Origin of the sequence: Flavobacterium sp., assembly GCF_013822155.1 — a bacterium.
GTDB lineage: Bacteria > Bacteroidota > Bacteroidia > Flavobacteriales > Flavobacteriaceae > Flavobacterium.
This window is the reverse complement of the sequence record NZ_PNJW01000060.1, coordinates 1-17,988: the sequence shown is the minus strand read 5'-3', so window position 1 is coordinate 17,988 and position 17,988 is coordinate 1. Positions and strand designations below refer to the sequence as shown.

The 17,988-nt window shown below is 33.0% G+C and carries 18 protein-coding genes and 1 tRNA gene; 15 read left to right on the top strand and 4 right to left on the bottom strand.

Translation table 11 applies throughout. The annotated features are described in order from the left end of the window. The 3 genes from C0512_RS12670 to C0512_RS12660 form a co-directional block, all read left to right on the top strand. Positions 1-1,750 (top strand): gliding motility-associated C-terminal domain-containing protein (locus tag C0512_RS12670; protein ID WP_290862156.1); only part of this gene is annotated, 1,750 nt, incomplete at its 5' end. A gap of 14 nt (positions 1,751-1,764) precedes the next feature. Next, on the top strand, positions 1,765-2,709 hold the full coding sequence (locus tag C0512_RS12665; RefSeq protein ID WP_290862155.1) for a type IX secretion system membrane protein PorP/SprF: 945 nt from the start codon (positions 1,765-1,767) through the stop codon (positions 2,707-2,709). Positions 2,710-2,719: 10 nt separating this feature from the next. Next, positions 2,720-4,591, top strand: coding sequence for an OmpA family protein (locus C0512_RS12660; protein ID WP_290862153.1), 1,872 nt, complete (start codon positions 2,720-2,722; stop codon positions 4,589-4,591). Position 4,592: 1 nt separating this feature from the next. On the opposite strand, the gene C0512_RS12655 is transcribed toward C0512_RS12660, so the two are convergent. Both C0512_RS12655 and C0512_RS12650 read right to left on the bottom strand, forming a co-directional pair. Continuing rightward, on the bottom strand, positions 4,593-5,165 hold the full coding sequence (locus C0512_RS12655; protein WP_290862151.1) for a pentapeptide repeat-containing protein: 573 nt from the start codon (positions 5,163-5,165) through the stop codon (positions 4,593-4,595). 62 nt (positions 5,166-5,227) lie between these two features. After that, positions 5,228-5,301: transfer RNA gene (locus C0512_RS12650), tRNA-Arg, on the bottom strand. A gap of 69 nt (positions 5,302-5,370) precedes the next feature. On the opposite strand from C0512_RS12650, the gene C0512_RS12645 reads away from it, so the two are divergent. Beyond that, complete coding sequence (locus C0512_RS12645; protein ID WP_290862149.1) at positions 5,371-5,883, top strand: adenine phosphoribosyltransferase; 513 nt, start codon at positions 5,371-5,373, stop codon at positions 5,881-5,883. On the opposite strand, the gene C0512_RS12640 is transcribed toward C0512_RS12645, so the two are convergent. Both C0512_RS12640 and C0512_RS12635 read right to left on the bottom strand, forming a co-directional pair. After that, the gene (locus C0512_RS12640; RefSeq protein WP_290862147.1) at positions 5,884-6,030 is read right to left on the bottom strand and encodes an SsrA-binding protein; all 147 of its coding nucleotides are present in this window, start codon (positions 6,028-6,030) and stop codon (positions 5,884-5,886) included. A 21-nt stretch (positions 6,031-6,051) separates the two neighbouring features. Further along, the gene (locus tag C0512_RS12635; RefSeq protein ID WP_290862145.1) at positions 6,052-7,263 is read right to left on the bottom strand and encodes an MFS transporter; all 1,212 of its coding nucleotides are present in this window, start codon (positions 7,261-7,263) and stop codon (positions 6,052-6,054) included. A gap of 378 nt (positions 7,264-7,641) precedes the next feature. Here C0512_RS12635 and C0512_RS12630 point away from each other — a divergent pair, with 378 nt between their 5' ends. The 11 genes from C0512_RS12630 to C0512_RS12580 all read left to right on the top strand — a co-directional run bounded on the left by C0512_RS12630 (position 7,642) and on the right by C0512_RS12580 (position 17,546). Further along, the gene (locus C0512_RS12630; RefSeq protein WP_290862143.1) at positions 7,642-7,983 is read left to right on the top strand and encodes a hypothetical protein; all 342 of its coding nucleotides are present in this window, start codon (positions 7,642-7,644) and stop codon (positions 7,981-7,983) included. 154 nt (positions 7,984-8,137) lie between these two features. Then, a complete protein-coding gene (locus tag C0512_RS12625; RefSeq protein ID WP_290862141.1) occupies positions 8,138-9,442 on the top strand; it encodes a T9SS type A sorting domain-containing protein in 1,305 nt (434 codons plus the stop codon). 111 nt (positions 9,443-9,553) lie between these two features. Then, on the top strand, positions 9,554-10,813 hold the full coding sequence (locus C0512_RS12620) for a serine hydrolase (protein WP_290862139.1): 1,260 nt from the start codon (positions 9,554-9,556) through the stop codon (positions 10,811-10,813). A gap of 86 nt (positions 10,814-10,899) precedes the next feature. After that, complete coding sequence (locus C0512_RS12615; protein WP_290862137.1) at positions 10,900-11,358, top strand: DUF4440 domain-containing protein; 459 nt, start codon at positions 10,900-10,902, stop codon at positions 11,356-11,358. A gap of 96 nt (positions 11,359-11,454) precedes the next feature. Then, complete coding sequence (locus tag C0512_RS12610) at positions 11,455-11,946, top strand: hypothetical protein (RefSeq protein WP_290862135.1); 492 nt, start codon at positions 11,455-11,457, stop codon at positions 11,944-11,946. Between the two features lie 41 nt (positions 11,947-11,987). After that, on the top strand, positions 11,988-12,626 hold the full coding sequence (locus C0512_RS12605; RefSeq protein ID WP_290862133.1) for a hypothetical protein: 639 nt from the start codon (positions 11,988-11,990) through the stop codon (positions 12,624-12,626). A 211-nt stretch (positions 12,627-12,837) separates the two neighbouring features. Continuing rightward, entirely contained in the window at positions 12,838-14,295 is a 1,458-nt protein-coding gene (locus C0512_RS12600; RefSeq protein WP_290862131.1) for a Fic family protein, read from the top strand. 168 nt (positions 14,296-14,463) lie between these two features. Continuing rightward, the gene (locus C0512_RS12595; protein WP_290862129.1) at positions 14,464-15,039 is read left to right on the top strand and encodes a hypothetical protein; all 576 of its coding nucleotides are present in this window, start codon (positions 14,464-14,466) and stop codon (positions 15,037-15,039) included. A gap of 61 nt (positions 15,040-15,100) precedes the next feature. Then, positions 15,101-15,934 carry a hypothetical protein gene (locus tag C0512_RS12590; RefSeq protein WP_290862127.1) on the top strand — a complete coding sequence of 278 codons (834 nt, stop codon included), beginning with the start codon at positions 15,101-15,103 and terminating at the stop codon, positions 15,932-15,934. 376 nt (positions 15,935-16,310) lie between these two features. Then, positions 16,311-16,601, top strand: a complete 291-nt coding sequence (locus C0512_RS12585) for a hypothetical protein (RefSeq protein WP_290862125.1) — start codon at positions 16,311-16,313, stop codon at positions 16,599-16,601. A 465-nt stretch (positions 16,602-17,066) separates the two neighbouring features. Beyond that, complete coding sequence (locus C0512_RS12580; RefSeq protein WP_290862123.1) at positions 17,067-17,546, top strand: hypothetical protein; 480 nt, start codon at positions 17,067-17,069, stop codon at positions 17,544-17,546. The last annotated feature ends 442 nt before the right edge of the window (positions 17,547-17,988 follow it).

Genomic DNA, 17,988 nt, shown 5'->3' with positions numbered 1-17,988 from the left:
TACAGTAGCGGTCACAATTGAATTAGCGGCTAATGCAGGTACTTTTACAGGAATTCAAACAATTTGTAACTCAACTGGAAATTTTGATTTAAATACATTATTAGATGGAACCCAACAAGCTGGTGGAGTTTGGATAAACGGTCAAGGGGACACAATTACTAATATTATATCAGTTACTGATTTAATTGCAGGGACCTATACTTTTGTGTATACTGTTACAACTACTTGTAATTCAGATTCTGAAGTAGTTCAATTAACTATTATTCAAGCACCAACAATTACCATAGATGACGTTATTGTATTAACCCCAATTTGTCAAGGAGAAAGTACTACTATTACAGTATTCAATTTGGCTAATGGTAATTATTCAATAAATTATTCATTAACAGGTAGTAATATTTTAGCAAATCAAACAGTTTTATTAACTGCTTCAGATGGTGAAGGAAGTTTCACAATAGATTCAACACAATTAGTAAATTCAGGAATTACTACTTTAATTTTAAATTCTATTACTAATTCTGATTCTACTTGTACAACAACATTGTCTGGACTGTCTTTTACTATTGAAATTTTACCAATACCAACTATTTCTACTGCTACAATTCAAATTGCAAATGTCTGTTACGGGAATGAAATAGTTGTTCAAATTTTAGGAGCAACCAATTTAACTGATGGAAATTACCAATTTGTATATTCTATTCCTAATGCAAATCCAATAACCGGAAATTCAGGCATTATTTCAATAGTGAGCGGAAATGGACAATTTACTATACCTGCAACAGTTTTTCCATTAGCAGGTGTTTATACGATGTCACTAATTTCAATTTCAAATTTAGCAACAAATTGTATAAATTTAAATCCAAATGTCGCAGTTACATTTGAAATATTAGCTCAACCAATAATCACGGAAGCATTAGTTTCAATGGCTGGAATATGCGTTAACACTGAAGGAACAGTTTTAATTTCAAATGCAAATAATTTATCAGATGGAACCTATCAGTTAACCTATCAAATTTCCGGAGCAATAATTTATAATGAAACAATACCGGTTGTTTTCACGAATGGGGGAGCAAGTTTTATTGTGCCGTCTTCAGTAATAAATAATTTTGGAAATGTTACAATTTCAATAAATCCTATAAATTCAAATACAGGCAATGAATGTGGTTTTTCCGGGCATACTTTTAATACAGTAACCATTGCTATTGAAGAAATTGAAACTCCACAATTAATTGAGGGAGGAAATTTGTTTTGTGAAGATGATAATGCTACAATTGCCGATTTAACAAATGGTATAATTGGAAGCGAAACTATAATTTGGTATGATGCTCCATCAAGCGGTAATGCTTACAGTAACTCAGATTTATTGGTAGATGGGATAACTTATTATGCTTCAATTCAGTCAAGCACAGGATGTGAAAGTGCAGTAAGACTTCAGGTAATCGTAGTGATTAAAGACTGTACTGAAATTGTAATTCCTGATGGATTTTCTCCGAACGGGGATGGAATCAATGAAGTATTTGAGATTAAAAATATTAGAACATTGTATCCTAATTTCACACTCGAAATATTCAATCGTTATGGAAACATACTTTATAAAGGTAATGCAAATTCGCTCGATTGGGATGGAACTTCTGATAAAGGAATTCAAATAGGTGGGAATAAACTTCCTGTGGGAGTATATTTCTTTATTATAAACTTCAACGATGGTAGTAGAAAACCATTACAAGGTAGAGTTTATTTAAGCAGATAAAAGATTATAACGTTATGATAGGAAAACATATAAAATATAAAATCCATTTAATCATCTTATTGGTGACCTTGGTTTCAAATGCCCAACAAGACCCTCAATATACTCAGTATATGTATAATATGAGTGTTATTAATCCGGGTTATGCAACAGATGATTCAGAGGTCATTAATTTTGGTGCCTTATATAGAGCTCAATGGGTAGGTTCAGAAGGAGGCCCAACTACCGGAACTTTTTTTGCTCATTCACCCATCGCTAAAAAAGTAGAAATGGGAATTTCTGTAGTGCATGATGAAATAGGCGATGTGGTAAAAGAAAGTAATGTATTTGTTGATTTTGCTTATGTTTTAAACTTGAATGAATCTAATAAACTTTCTTTTGGAATTAAAGGAGGAGCAACTTTTTACAGCACGAACTTTAATGGTTTTATATATTCAGATGAATTACCGGATCCTGCATTTGCTGAAAATTTGAGTAAAACTTTTCCAAATATCGGAGTTGGAGCATTTTATTTTGGTGAGAATTATTATTTAGGATTGTCAAGCCCAAATCTTTTAAAGTCTAAACATCTTGAAAAGCAGGATGGTGTTATTGCAACAGGAGTTGAGGAAATACATTATTTTTTCACTGGTGGTTATGTATTTAATTTAAATGATAATTTAAAATTTAAACCGGCTTTTATGACAAAAGCGGTTGCAGGTGCTCCAATGTCGTTAGATCTCACGGCCAATTTTTTAATCAATAATGTTTTTGAACTAGGTGCCGGTTATCGTTGGGATGACTCTGTGAGTGGTTTAGTAAATTTCAAAATTACACCTTCGTTACGAATTGGATATGCTTATGATTATACCCTTTCCAATTTAGGAAAATTCAATACCGGAAGCCATGAAATTATGTTATTATTTGATTTAAATAAAAAAGGGAAAACAAATGGTTACGACAAATCTCCACGATTTTTCTAAAATAATAAAGATGAGAAACAACTTTTATATACTATTCTTTTTGTTGGTTTGCCAATTGATTCTGGCTCAGAAACCTTCAATCAAAAAAGCAAATGAACTTTTTGCTAACAAAGCTTATGTCGAAGCTGCAAAAATGTATGAACAGCTCAAACAAGATAAAAAAGTTTTACAAAATTTAGCAGATTCTTATTACTTCAATGCTCAAATGAAGTTTGCATCAACGCATTACGGAACTTTATTTTTTACTTACAAAGACAGTGTGAAATCGGAATATTATTTTAGATATGCCAACGCGTTGAAAGGAATTGATGATTATGAAAAAGGAGATGTGATTATGGGCGAATATTTAAAATATTCTGTTGATACCAAGAAATTTAAAGAGCATTTAAATAATATCGTACCTTTTAATTACACCGTACGACAAATGTCGCGAAGCAATAGTACCGGTGATTTTGGAATTTCTTTTTTTGGTGAAAAAGTCGTTTTTGCTTCACTCAGAAACACAGAAAGTCCACTTTATAAATGGAACGACAGACCATATCTCGATTTATATGAAGCAACCGTTTCTAAAGATGGAATATTAGAAAACATAAAGCCATTTTCTGAAATCATCAATACTAAAACACACGAAAGTTCAGCAACCTTTTCCAAAGATGGCAAGACGATGTATTTTAATCGTACCAATGATGTACAAGTTCAAGTTGGGGAAGAAAAATTTGCTTCTGTAAAACTCTTCAAAGCCGTATTCGAAAATAATGCTTGGACAAATGTAACCGAATTGCCTTTTTCAAGCGATCAGTTTTCAACACAGCATCCGATGTTAAGCCCAGATGAAAAGAAGTTATATTTCTCAAGTGATCGTCCCGGTTCTATAGGCTCGTTTGATATTTATTTTGTTGACATTTTTGAAGACGGAGGTTATGGAGAACCTCAAAATTTGGGTGACAATATCAACACCATTCATCGTGAACAATTTCCTTTTATTGCCGAAGATGAGACACTTTATTTTGCCTCTGATGGGCTTCAAGGCTTGGGAGGATTAGATATTTTTATGGCTCGAACGTATGATGAAGTTTATGGAAAACCAATCAATTTAGGGGAAACCATTAATACAGGCATGGATGATTTTGCCTATGTATTGAAAAACAATGAAAACATTGGATATTTTGCTTCAAATCGTAAAGGAACTGATAATTTATATTCTTTTGTTCGCGAGGAAAATGAACGTAGATTTATAGTTGAAGGGGATGTTCGGGATATTAATACGAAAGAACTTTTACCGGGAACTACCGTTACGTTATTTGACATGGACGATAAGTTAATCGGTCAGCTAGTAGTAGGTGAAAATGCAGATTATGTATTCAATTCTGAACCCAATACAAAATATAAAATTGTGGCCGATCGAGATTTCTATGCTTCCAAAACTGAAATTTTTGAAACAACGGATGATGGTCGGGTTCGATTCACAATCGAGTTGGAAATTGAATCCTATGATGATGCGGAAGATATAATTGTAACGAAAGAAGATGGGTTGGTTTATATTCAATTAGAAAACATTTATTTTGATTTAGATAAATGGGATATAAAACCGGAAGCAGCAAACACGTTGGATGTTTTAGTGGCCATTATGAAAAAATACCCACGAATGGAAATTGAGTTGGGTGCCCACACCGATACCCGAGCATCGGATGCCTATAATTTACGCTTGTCTCACAACAGAGCTAATTCAACCTTAGAATACCTGGTAGAAAATGGAATCGAAAGAAACAGAATGCGTTCAAAAGGTTTTGGTGAACGAGTTCCTTTAATTAATTGTGGTGATAACTGTTCTGAAGTCGAACATTCAATCAACCGTAGAGTAGAATTTATTGTACTGAAATAAATTACTTGATAACTAAATCATATTTAGAAAGCAATCCTTTTAAACCTTCGGTTGAAAAGATTGCTTTTTTAAGTTTATTTTTTTCAGGATCTAAAACAAAGTCATAACTACTGTAAAAATCTGCTTTCTCTAAATTGGTATCAATAAATACGGCTCTTCTTAAATTACAGTTGTCAAATAAAACTTCGGTCAAATCGCTTCCCATAAAATCAACCGAAACCATGCTGCAATTAATAAATTGCATTTTTTTAAGTTTTAAGGAGTAAAACTGTGCATAATCCAATAAACAATCGGTAAAATTAAAACTATAAATAACCTGATCTGTCATAGCAAAATTGACAGCCGTAAAATTGCAACCTATAAACTGAACATCGCGTAACGAAACATAATTGATTTTGGTTTCCTTAAAATTGCATTCATAAAAAGTACATTCTACAAATACAACTCCCGAAAAATCACAAGCTGAAAAATCACATTTTTTAAAAATGCAATTTTCATATTCTTTATACCGAATACCACTTTCTTCAAAAACAATATGTTCTATTTCTTCGTTAAATATATAATCAGAAGCCATTGCAAAAGGATATAAAAAGTTATAAAAAAAGCTTCTCGAAGGGGAGAAGCTTTTAGTTTTTGTGACCTCGACTGGATTCAAACCAGTAACCTTCTGAGCCGTAATCAGATGCGCTATTCAGTTGCGCCACGAGGCCTCAATGCGGGTGCAAATATAGGAATATTTGTGTAACTTGCAAACCAAATTTAAATAATACTGCTTTTTTATGAACCTTGAAAAGTACATCCGCATCGTACAAGATTTCCCAAAACCGGGAATCATCTTTAAAGATATTACACCACTATTAATCACACCGGCCGCTCGTCAGGAGTGTTTGTCTATTCTATTGGAAAACGTAAAAGAGTTAAAAATCGACAAAGTAATCGGTGTCGAAAGTCGTGGCTTTTTCTTCGGAATATTATTGGCAAACGAACTGAATGTCGGCTTCATTCCGGTTAGAAAACCGAACAAATTGCCTTTCGATACCATTTCCGCCTCATACGATTTAGAATACGGAACAGATGCCTTGGAAATCCACACCGATGCCATTCAAAAAGGCGACCGCGTCCTCATCCACGATGATGTTTTAGCCACCGGAGGCACCGCAAAAGCCGTTTGCGAATTAGTAGAACGATTAGGTGGAGAAATTGTTCAAGTCAATTTTCTAATGGAATTAACTTTTTTAAACGGAAGAGAAAAAATTAAAGAATACCCAATTTTTGCAGCAATAACCTATTAGTTATTTTTCGTCTAAAGCTCTTGTTGTTACATAATATCGCCAACCGATAATTGCCATTTGCCATTTTTTAGCTTTGGCTAAGTCCAAACCTTGTTTTGTAAAACTAGGTAAAATGATTTTGTTTAGTTGTGCTAAATACTTAAACATAGATTTTTAATTATTAAAAAATTAGCTTTCTTCTCTAACCATTTTCATCACCCAAAGGGCACAACCGGCTGCGAGTAAACCAAAACAAGCCATCACCAGCCAATTCATCTGATACCCAAATGCAGCTATAAGTTCCATACCCATTTTTGAACTCATAATGTGAGCCAAACTAAAACTCATCGTATACAATGCCATGTACCGTCCTTCCTGACCGCGGGGGGCTCTGCTCAAGGCAAAAGAGTTTGAAAACGGAAATGCAAACATCTCCCCAAAAGTCAAAAACAGAATATTAATGACCAAAATTCCTGCCCACACATTAATCAACAACGAAAAGAATCCCAAGGCCATACAAAACGAACCAAAAAGAACAATCTTTAACCGATTAATTTGCTTGCGTTCAAAAAATCCCACAATAGGCATTTCTAATAAAAAGATTAAAAATCCGTTCAACGTCATCAACAAACCGGTTTGAAATTCAGTCAAACCATACATTTCCTTGTGATACAACGGAAGGGTAGTAAACAACTGAAAGAAAATCATCGCCGTAACAAAACTCACAAATAAGAAAACCCAAAAAGGTTTGTCCTGATAAACCGAACGTTTCGGCATTTCAAAAGCATCGTGTGCGTCTGCCGTTGTTTTTTTCTTCTCTTTCACCAGTATCCAAAAGATAGAGATAGCCAAGATACAAGTAGCACCATCCACCCAAAACAACCCGGAATACCCCATGTTCATAATAATCAATCCCCCCAAGGCAGGCCCTGCAGCAAATCCTAGATTAACAGCTAGTCGTACCAACGTTAAGGCACGGGTTCTGTTTTCCGGTTTTGCATAGGCACCTAGCGAAACAAACATTGCAGGGCGAAACATATCGGCAATAATCATCACAAAAAACCAAGCAATACAAAGTGTATAAAACTCCGTGATGTAAGGAAATATAAACAACAAAAATCCGGTCGACATCAAACTAAAAATCATCACCTTATAAAACCCGATTTTGTCCGCCAGTTTCCCTCCAATCCACGAACCCAGCATCGAACCCGCTCCAAAACAAACCATAATCCAACCCACTTCGCGATAACTGAATGCTAAATCCTCTTTTAAATATTTAGACAAAAACGGCAAAACCATCGTTCCTGCCCGATTGATAAAAGTGATAATAGCTAAAATCCAAACCTCTCTCGTAAAGCCACGAAAATTATTGATATACCTTAAAAAAGCAGTTTTGAGCATGTTGGATGTTTCAAGCGGTAAAGGTAAAAAACTTTAAAGGCCTAAAACTTACTCCGCAATTATTTTTTAAACGAGTTGATAACAACCAAACTTATCCCCAAACCACTTCCTCGCTCTCCAAAGTCTCCTGACTTCGTAGTAATCTTATAAACCAAAGAACTAAAAAATTAAAAGAACAAAAAAACAAAACATTCTCTACTTTCAAAAACTACACCTACAAAACTCATGGCCTGAAATTCCTTGTCCCGAAGCTTCTCAAGGTTACATGGTTAAATACACCTCTTTTCTGTCATCTTACATGTTTTTAAGTATATTTGTTAATGAGATTGTGGAGGTTTTTTCAAAGTCTTACGTTAGCGACAAGCGTGCAAGAATATTATGGAATCAAGACTTATTTTCGAATCAGATAAAACATATCAGCTAAATGTTGAATGGCTCAAAGAGCATACTTCTGACAGCGAATGGAAATATTTAAATTCAGAAAATCTTGATCAACAAATTATTTTTAAAATAATTAACGAATTCATTACGACAGAAAATCTCTTCCTTGTCATTAATAGAGAAAAATCAAACGAAATCCATAAATCAAATTTCATGGAAGAATTTATAAATTTATATGGTAAAATTGATTTTAAAATCTGGGACAAAAACTTTGTAAACGTTATAGAATTTAATAAGGAAGTCTATCGTCAAGGAATAAACACCACTCGCAAACATTAGTTTTTCAATAATGGCAAGACTTCTTCAAATCAGTTAAGTAAGCTAGTGAAATAAAATTTTAGTTATATTTGTTTGGTCAGTGCTAAAAGTAAACACTGAATGAATGTTGAGAACCCTCACCCCCAATTTCCTTCAAAACAAACAATAACTATAAATGATGAAAACCGCCATAAAAAAAAATAACATTACTATAATTACAGTTATTTATTGCTGTTTTTATTTTCTAAACACAAATTCACAAACGGTAACAACAGTAGCCGGAAGCAGTCCCGGATATTTAGATGGAGTTGGAACATCCTCTCAATTTAATGGTCCGGCAGGGGTGGTAGTTTCAGCAGACGGAAGCCTATTTGTAGCAGACAGAATCAATCATCGCATCCGCAAAATTTCACCTTCAGGTGTCGTTACAACCTTCGCCGGAAATGGTGTTGCTGGCTTTTCTGATGGTATCGGAACCGCAGCACAATTTAATTATCCAATGAATCTAGCCTTTGATCAATCAGGAAATATAATTGTTGCTGATTCCAATAATCATAAAATTAGAAAAATAACTCAAACGGGTGAAGTAACCACTATAGCCGGTAATGTTTCTGGTTTTGCAGATGGTACAGGAACGACAGCAAAATTTAATTATCCCGAAGGTGTGGCAGTCGATAATGCAGGAAATGTTTTTGTAACAGACACAGGGAATTCACGAATTCGAAAAATCACTTCAACGGGAGTAGTAACTACTTTGGCAGGAAGTGATGCTTTTGGTTACGCAGATGGAGTAGGAGTTCTGGCAAAGTTTTGGAGTCCATCAGGCATAGCTGTTGATGCATCAGGAATGATTTTCGTAGCTGAAAAGCAAAATAATAGAATCCGAAAAATAACTCAAGCGGGAGCAGTAACAACATTTGCTGGCAACGGAACATCAGGTTCTACTGATGGCATGGGAACTACAGCTCAATTTTCATCTCCTTTTTGCCTGGCTTTAGATGCAACGGGAAATGTTTTTGTAACAGATGCGGCAAATAACCGTATACGAAAAATCACTTCCGCCGGTATGGTATCAACATTTGCGGGAAGTTCTCAAGGTTATCTTGACGGCATAGGAACCGCAGCAAAATTTTATTATCCATTAGGCATTTCAGTAGCAACGGATGGAACTGTTTTCATCGGAGAATCCGGGAATAGTCGAATTCGAAAAATCACTAATAATTTAAATATAGATAGTTATCAAATAGAAAATCAAATCACCGTATACCCAAATCCCGCCACTTCCATAATCCATTTAGAGTTAAATAATAGAACAATATCAAAAATAAACATAATTGATATGAATGGAAGATATATACAAGCTAACCACATTTTAAACCATGAAAATAAGATGTACATAGGCAATTTACAAAATGGAATTTACACACTGCAAATTTTTACGGATAACGGAATAATTTATAAAAAAATCATAAAGAAGTAATATTCTCAAAAACCAATATATTTACTTCATCATTATTTAAATACCCGCTCTAGCAACTAACCATTTGCCGCAATGCTTTTTCAAATCTAAACCAATAACTGATATCAAAAAATGACAAAAAAAATAGTATTGGCAATATTGGTAATACAAATTTTATCTTGCCAGACAAAGAAAAAAGAACATTCCGAAGAATTTATTAAAACCCAAAATGAATTAACCGAAAAACTCACAAAAATTAGTACACAAAGTGCTTTTAATGGATTTGGTGTAGCTTTAACAAACGACAAAGAAGTTTTATATCAAAATGGATTCGGACTGGCAAACCTAGAAAAAGGAGAAAAATATACTGAAAATACAATTCAAAATATTGCATCAGTTTCAAAAACATTTGTTGGTATTGCAATGCTGAAAGCCCAAGAGTTAGGAAAACTAAAACTTGACGACCCAATTAGTAAGTACCTGCCTTACAAAATTGAAAATCCAAAATTTAGACAAACCCCCATTACAATAAGACAACTTGTTACGCACACTTCTTCAATACGCGACAATGAAGAGTATCTTCATAGAGCTTGGGTTTTAGAGGATACTGTAAATTTAGAAAAGAATTTAAAAATTGACATTGGAGTGTGCAAGTTCAGTGCACCATCAACAGCAGTTTCAATGGAAGATTTTTTGATAAATGTACTAACTGAAAAAGGTAAATGGTTTAAACCAACTACTTTTAATGATCACAAACCCGGACTAATATTTGAATACTCAAATATGGGAACAACTTTGGCTGCCTTGATCTTGGAAAAAGCAACAGGTGAAAAATTTGATGAGTTTACTGCAAAGTATATATTCCAACCACTGAAAATGGAAAGTACTGGTTGGACTCTGCGTTCTGTAGACATGAAAAAACATTCAAGGCTTTACATAAATAAAAAAACAGCCTATCCTTTCTATAGTTGTATAACTTATCCCGACGGAAGTGTCATTACATCAACCAAGGATATGAGTAAATACATTGGTGAACTAATGAAAGGTTATACCGGCAATGGAACACTATTGAGTAAGAATAGTTACAAAGAATTATTCACTCAGCAACTTAAAGCTGAAAATTTTATAGACAGAAGTGCAAGCGAATACAGTGATGAGTATAACATAGGAATTTTAATGGGATTTGGTTCAACAGGAAATTTTGGACATACTGGTGGCGATCCGGGAATGTTTTCCGTTATATGGTTTGATAAAAACACCAAAACGGGAAGATATTTCATCATAAATACAGATTGGGATGATAAAAATTCTGGTAAAAGCCAAAAAGAAATTTATGATTTATTGGATGAATACTCAATAAAACTAAACAAATTAAGTAAAGAAGAAAAATAACAAGGCAACTAACACCAACTTCTAACAACGGCAGGTTTAGAACTAAAAATCCGTCACATCACAACCCTCAACCCCTAACAAAAATTATGAAAAAACATAACGCCATACTATTGATGCTCTTTTTCACAACGATATCATTCGGGCAAGTAGCAAACGAAACCGACAAAACACAAATTAAAAAGCTGCTATTGGAATCTTTTGACGAAATATGGTCAAAATTAAGTCCTGAAAACATGCACAAATACTACACAAAAGACTTCATGCTTTTAGAAAACGGCGAAATTTGGAATAACGATTCAATTGCAAATTATTTAAATAAAGCCATACTTCGCAAACCAAATCCAACACGAATCAATACAATAGAAATCATTGAAATTAAAATCGCAAACAATAGGGCATGGGTAGCATACCATAACCGGGCGATATTCACCATAGAAACTACAATTGTTAGAAAAGCACATTGGCTCGAAAGTGCAACAGCAATTTTAACAGAGAACGGATGGAAACTCGAAACCCTCCACTCAACACCAATAAAAAAGGAATAAAAACGAACGGAAATTTCTACTCGAGAAATTACATATTTTAAATAAAACAAACCCCTCTATACTACCACAACCATATAAGCTATTTTTGAACCCCTTATGAAAAAGACATTCACAATAATTTTACTCGCAATTTTATTTTCAGGATGTAAGCCGGAAGTGCAAATTCCACCGACATCAAAAATAGATGCTAAATTTATTGTTTTCGGTCATAACTTAAGTAAAACAACTATTGTGGATTCAACTAAAGCTCATGAATTCAATTTCAAAAACTATATGGATTTTGGATTTAGAGTAGAGAATAAGGTTTATGATATTGAATATCTTCTTCTGCTAAATGATAATGGACGTCTGAAAGCGATGGAAGAGCATAAAAGTCCAAATTCTTATTTATATAAAAAAACAGTAAAAAAATTGCCAATTAATATTGAAACTATTGGTCATAAAACATTAATAAGATTTTCAACTTCGAGAGAATATATTATTGATGGGTTAGACACAATAAAAATTGAAAAGGTTTTTCCAAAGCATAAACTTATATTAGTTGGTGATGAGGATGATGTTAGAAATAGTTTTTATCATTACAAATAAAAAAACGGATTATACCAACCCCCTCAAACCCCCACCCACAAATGACAACCAAAAAACAAACCCTTTGGCAAATCACTAAGAAATATTCCGTTTTGATAAGCTTGCTCATTTCTGTAATTTTAATACTAATAGCAGCCGCACTATATCCTGGCGGCTCATTGTTTGACAATAATGCGATAGGCTTTCAATGGTCAAAAAATTTCATCAGCAACCTGTTTCAAACAAAAGCAATAAATGGCTCACAAAACCCTGGCTGGATTTGGGCACTGATAGCAATGGCATTTCACTCGGTAGGCTATGGAATTTTTTTCATCAATATGTCAAAAAAGATGACTTCAAAACCGTGGGCTACTATTTTAAAAATGATAGGAGTAACCAACTTAATACTTATTTTCTTAATCGCAACGCCCTTGCACGACGTCGGAGTACTATCAATCATCCTAACATTGTTAGGGCTATTCACCATTACCTTAGTGATCCTAAAGTCAAAACGGCACACACTTAAATTCGCCTGCATTAGTTGCTTACTCACCTATTACGGTTTCTTTTTCGTTTATGGTTTTGGATATTTAGATTTAGCAGTCATAATGCAAAAAGTATACATACTAAGCTCTTTGCTAATAGTTTTAGCACTCGAGTATGCAACCAAACAGGAAGACTTCATACAAGCCAAACCATAATTCACAATTCCTAATTCGTAATTCTCAATCCACTTCTCAAACACCAAAGAGATGGATATTTTTAAATTACTTAAATGCTAAAATAAATCTCATATATCTTATTTTTTGTATTATTTTATTTACTATATTCGTTTAAAATAATAAAAAGGTGTATAAACCTAAGTATATCAAATAGTTGGATGATATTTATTGAAAAAACAAAATAACGAAAATGGCATTATATAGACTTTGGGATTATATCTCCTTTTCCGAAAATTGGAAAAACTGTGATACATCACTTTTAGATGATATTGCACCATCTTGGTTTGCACGTAGAGAAGTTTTACAAGCAAATTCAGAGGAATACAAAGAATTTATTAACCGATTAAAAAGACGACACGCTATTGAAACAGGCATTGTTGAAAGAATGTATGATGTTGATAAAGGTGTTACAGAAACTTTAATTAATGAAGGATTTATATCTTCATTAGTAAGTCACGGAGATACAAATGTACCTAAACAAACATTGTTCAATCATTTGCAAGACCATTTGGACGCAGTTGATTTTATATTTGACATTGTTAAAGAAAATAGACCTCTTACAAAAGGATTTATTTGTGAATTACATCAATTAACGACACGACACCAAGAATTTGCAGAAGGAAGAGACCAATTTGGTAATAAAACTAAAATTCCACTCATCAAAGGCAGATTTAAAGAACGTGAAAATAACCCTACACGAGAAGACGGTACGACTATATTGTATTGTCCACCTGAACACGTAGAAGCAGAAATGGATAAGTTAATTGAGATTTACAATGAACTTAATGAACAAAATGTAAATCCACTAATTATAGCAACTTGGGTACACCACGCATTTACCACAATACACCCGTTCCAAGATGGAAATGGCAGGGTAGTTAGGCTCATTGCAAGTTTGATTTTGATAAAAAGCAACTTTTTCCCAATTACAGTTTTAAGGGAAGAGGCTAAAGTCAAATATATTCAAGCATTGGAAGAAGCAGATAATAATCAGCCTCAAAAGTTAGTAACTTATTTTGCAGAAATCCAAAAACGCAATATTGAAGAAGCCCTTAATATCAAAGAAGTAAGCAATACGTCTTTGAGCGAAGTAACTAATATCTTCAAACAAAAAATCTTACGAAAGCAACAAGAGAAACAACAACAATATGATAGAACACTTGCGGAGAACAGGTTACAAGTGTTTAATTATTGTAGTCAATTTCTAAATGAGTACAAGCACAAACTTGAAACAGAATTTGATGATAGTGTTGCTTTGTATATTGGAAGTGGCAGACCTGATGATGCCACAAAACAACATTACTACTATGAGCAGATAGTTAGTTATGCCAAAAAGCACAACTACTATTTTAATAGGACATTACCTAAATCATATTTCAAATTTGGAATTGAGTTTGAAGGAAAAAAATATGAGTTAGGAATTACTTTACATCATTTTGGTTATGATGATAGCGTTATTGCTATTGGTGCGTTTTTGGAGTACAAAGGTATTTTACCAAACGAAGACACTGATACAACGATACCTCTTGACATAAAACCACACGTTATTTCTATAAAAGATGAGGTTTCATCAAAAGAGAAGAATATACGTTTGCATCTTGAAAACATATTGACAGTAACGATTGCACAAATAGCAAGTGAAATATAAACATTAGCCAACATTCCATTTATAGCAAGGCGGGCTAAAGTGATAAAATGAAACGCTTGTGCTTTCTATTAGCTTTTGTGTGTTTGGAAACGGTAGTGCTAAACCCATCCTGCAAAAATACTTTTACGTTATAACCAATGCTCGCAAAACCGCATAAAATAAATTAAAATGAATCTAATTCAAGACCAAGCAACTCGTTTCTATGAATGGAAATTTAATGAGTATGGAAATTACCAAGAATTTATTTCAGAAGTTAGAACACAACTTTATGAATACCGAAAAAACGCACACAAACTTGAATTTTTAGAACATCTATTGACATTGTTAAAGCAAGGTTTTGATGGACATTTAGCAGTTTGTCAGCACAAAAAAGAAAAAGGTGTTTGTGATGTTAACAAAAATTATGAAAACAGTTTGTTCTTTATTCAAAACGAACGCGACGAAGTAATTGAATATTTACCTAAAACAGAGTTTAATCTCCAAGAACGGTCTGAAATAAATGATAGTCTTCAAAAAATTCTTGAAGACCTTAATAAAATAAAAATTGGACAAGAATTTACATATGACGATATCTTTGAAGAATTAAATGAGTTAAAAGAATTCTATTTTTTAAACAAAAAACATTGGTCTCAAATGCTTATCGGCAGACTAACAGAAATGGTAGCAAGTGGTGTCATAAGTGAAAGTATAAGTAAAGATATCGTAGAAACAGTAGTGAAAAATTATGATGGTATAATTCAGTAGAGAATATAAAAGCCAGGCCCGCTACACTCCCAAAACGTTATGCAAAATTTTTAGACACGAAATGCTAAATCCAGACCAAAGTTATTTCACACGAATTTTAAGATGGCCCATCGAAAACTATGTTCATGAGATTGGTATCAACGTAATGATGCCCGAATATATAACTACGGGTTTGTATTTAAACGACGAACTTTTAAAAGAACCGGAATATTTATATAAATTTTACTCTCCAGCAAATTATAATTTTGAAAGTATAGAAGCTCCATATTTGTACTTTGGTGACCCTGAACAATTCAATGATTCATTTGACTGTATAGTTTCAGAAAATGATTATATCCAAAAATTCTTAGACAAAAAATATCTCGACGATATTGGAATCTGCAATTTCTCTACTGTAAAAACAAAGAAAATGTGGACTTTCTACACTGATAAAAATCAAGGTTTTGCGGTAAAATATAAAAATGACAAATACTTTATTCCTTATAGTGATAAAATTGCTATCCGTTCTCATGTACTATACTTAAATAAAAATGTTCCTGACCATCCAAATTTAATTGAAGCCCTTAAATCAATAGAGGGAAAACATTTTCCAGAACCAGTGAAACTATGGCAACATCAAGTGCTAATGCAACACGATTTATGCAGAAAAGAAAAGGAAGATTTTCAGTGGGAATCGGAATATAGGATGATAACTTTTGGAAGAGAGAAAATTAATCGAAGGATGGAAATAAATCCTTTAGCAATAGATTCAGTATACATTGGACATCGAATGTCTAAAGAAAATCAAGAACGCTTACTTCAAATTCTTAAGAAATATAGTCATGTAAAAGTTTATAAAATTATCCCAAATCCAAAAACGCAAAAATTTGAAGAGGTGAGGTTTAAAAACATTTGATTAGAAAATATTGCATAACATCACCCTCAGCACCCCCGCTCTGAGAACTCTCCCAACTTCCTAGAAATCTCATATATCAAAAATCAAAAGAACTAAAAAAATCAAAAGAACTAAAAAATCAAAAAAGTTCCTTTTCAATCTCTTCCGGTTGCAGTCCATTCTTCAAACCAAATAATCAAAAAAACTAAAAGAATCAAAAAAACTAAAAAATCAAAATCACACTTCTAAAACAATTTTGCACCTACTAAAAAGTAAAGTAAAAGCTCAAAAAAGCGTTTAGCCCAATAAAAACAAGTCCTAAGCTACTTAAACAAGCAGCAGTTCCTTCAAAAAAACGCCATCTCTTCATAAAAAAACGGAATCTCTCACTAAAAAAATGCCATCTCTCACAAAAAAAATGGCATCTCTTCATAAAAAAATGGCATCTCTCACAAAAAAAATGGCATCTCTTCATAAAAAAATGGCATCTCTCACTAAAAAAACGCCATCTCTTCATAAAAAAATGGCATCTCTCACAAAAAAAATGGCATCTCTTCATAAAAAAATGCCATCTCTCACAAAAAAAATGGCATCTCTTCATAAAAAAATGGCATCTCTTCATAAAAAAATAGCATCTCTTCATAAAAAAAAAACCATCGAACACAAAAAAAACGCCATCGAACACTAAAAAAATGCCATCGAACACAAAAAAAATGACATCGAACACAAAAAAAACGCCATCGAACACTAAAAAAATGCCATCGAACACTAAAAAAACGCCATCGAACACAAAAAAAATGGCATCGAACACAAAAAAAACAGCATCGAACACAAAAAATATAGCATCGAACACAAAAAAAACAGCATCGAACACAAAAAAAACAGCATCGAACACTAAAAAAATGCCATCGAACATTAAAAAAACATTATCGAACACAAAAAAAATGGCATCGAATACAGTAAAAATCCTTAAAAATCCTTAAAAATCCATTCAAAACCACTCCGCGAAGTCTCCCGACTTCGTGGCAATAATTAATCCACGCTTCTCAGACCAAACAGTTTCATATTAATTTTTGAAAAGGAATAAAAAGTTGATATATTTGATGATATCATTTAATTAACTGCAAGTTTACCAAAAAAAGATGCATAAAAAATGACTTCAAGAATTTCTAAATTTTTAATCATATTCACTTTACTTACAATTTCTTGTAAAAACAAAAAGGAAGAAGCTACACCTATGTGGAATCCGAGTAATTCTGACATTTCTAATTGGAAAGAAGATGCATTAACCAAAGGTGATACAAATGCTTACTATAATTTAAGTAAAGATTATATGGATTCATCGTATGATGATTTTTTAGAAGTTGCACTCACCATGGCCAACAAATATGAATATCATTTGGCTTTTTCGGACGCATATGATTGTTTAACAAATGTTAATAGAAAATTAGGTGAGCATGAGTTAAAACCACTAAACGAAGAAACCAGAAAGTTAGCAATTGATATGTTGAAAAGAGGAGCTGAAAAAGGAAATATTGAATGTCAACATAAGTTAGGGGAATTATATATTGAAGGAGTTTATATCGAAAAAGATATTGAAAAAGGAAACAAACTAATTAAAGAAAGTGAATAAAACCCAAGATCGTTCCCCAAACTCTCACAACTTCGTAGCTACCTTCAAACTAAAAACCTATTAAATCCTTTAAAAATCCCCCATAATTCCATTCCAATTAATTAAATTTGAAACAAACCCTGCCTTCGAAAAGCAATAAAGAGTTACCCTCAATATGAAAATAGTGATCAAATTCAAATTTAGTCTTATAATTTTGTGCTCTGTTTTACTAATAAATTGTAAATCAGAAAAGAAAGCTGAAAAATATATTTCGCAATTGAATTTGGCTAAAAACATATCAGATTTCACTTCAAGAATGACAGAAAAAGATACTGTGCGAATAATTGCAAACTTAACAATGGAAGATTGGGTTAGAATAGATGAACTAATTTTGACAAAAAAAAATAATGAATTAATACTTAAAACAATAGTAAAGGTAGACACAACATTTGAAAGGAAATAT

Excerpts from the sequence above, each read along its gene's own strand:
- C0512_RS12665 (WP_290862155.1), top strand. The coding sequence starts at position 1,765 with ATGATAGGAAAACATATAAAATATAAAATCCATTTAATCATCTTATTG.
- C0512_RS12660 (WP_290862153.1), top strand. The coding sequence starts at position 2,720 with ATGAGAAACAACTTTTATATACTATTCTTTTTGTTGGTTTGCCAATTG.
- C0512_RS12655 (WP_290862151.1), bottom strand. The coding sequence starts at position 5,165 with ATGGCTTCTGATTATATATTTAACGAAGAAATAGAACATATTGTTTTT.
- C0512_RS12645 (WP_290862149.1), top strand. The coding sequence starts at position 5,371 with ATGAACCTTGAAAAGTACATCCGCATCGTACAAGATTTCCCAAAACCG.
- C0512_RS12640 (WP_290862147.1), bottom strand. The coding sequence starts at position 6,030 with ATGTTTAAGTATTTAGCACAACTAAACAAAATCATTTTACCTAGTTTT.
- C0512_RS12635 (WP_290862145.1), bottom strand. The coding sequence starts at position 7,263 with ATGCTCAAAACTGCTTTTTTAAGGTATATCAATAATTTTCGTGGCTTT.
- C0512_RS12630 (WP_290862143.1), top strand. The coding sequence starts at position 7,642 with ATGGAATCAAGACTTATTTTCGAATCAGATAAAACATATCAGCTAAAT.
- C0512_RS12625 (WP_290862141.1), top strand. The coding sequence starts at position 8,138 with ATGATGAAAACCGCCATAAAAAAAAATAACATTACTATAATTACAGTT.
- C0512_RS12620 (WP_290862139.1), top strand. The coding sequence starts at position 9,554 with ATGACAAAAAAAATAGTATTGGCAATATTGGTAATACAAATTTTATCT.
- C0512_RS12615 (WP_290862137.1), top strand. The coding sequence starts at position 10,900 with ATGAAAAAACATAACGCCATACTATTGATGCTCTTTTTCACAACGATA.
- C0512_RS12610 (WP_290862135.1), top strand. The coding sequence starts at position 11,455 with ATGAAAAAGACATTCACAATAATTTTACTCGCAATTTTATTTTCAGGA.
- C0512_RS12605 (WP_290862133.1), top strand. The coding sequence starts at position 11,988 with ATGACAACCAAAAAACAAACCCTTTGGCAAATCACTAAGAAATATTCC.
- C0512_RS12600 (WP_290862131.1), top strand. The coding sequence starts at position 12,838 with ATGGCATTATATAGACTTTGGGATTATATCTCCTTTTCCGAAAATTGG.
- C0512_RS12595 (WP_290862129.1), top strand. The coding sequence starts at position 14,464 with ATGAATCTAATTCAAGACCAAGCAACTCGTTTCTATGAATGGAAATTT.
- C0512_RS12590 (WP_290862127.1), top strand. The coding sequence starts at position 15,101 with ATGCTAAATCCAGACCAAAGTTATTTCACACGAATTTTAAGATGGCCC.
- C0512_RS12585 (WP_290862125.1), top strand. The coding sequence starts at position 16,311 with ATGCCATCTCTCACAAAAAAAATGGCATCTCTTCATAAAAAAATGGCA.
- C0512_RS12580 (WP_290862123.1), top strand. The coding sequence starts at position 17,067 with ATGACTTCAAGAATTTCTAAATTTTTAATCATATTCACTTTACTTACA.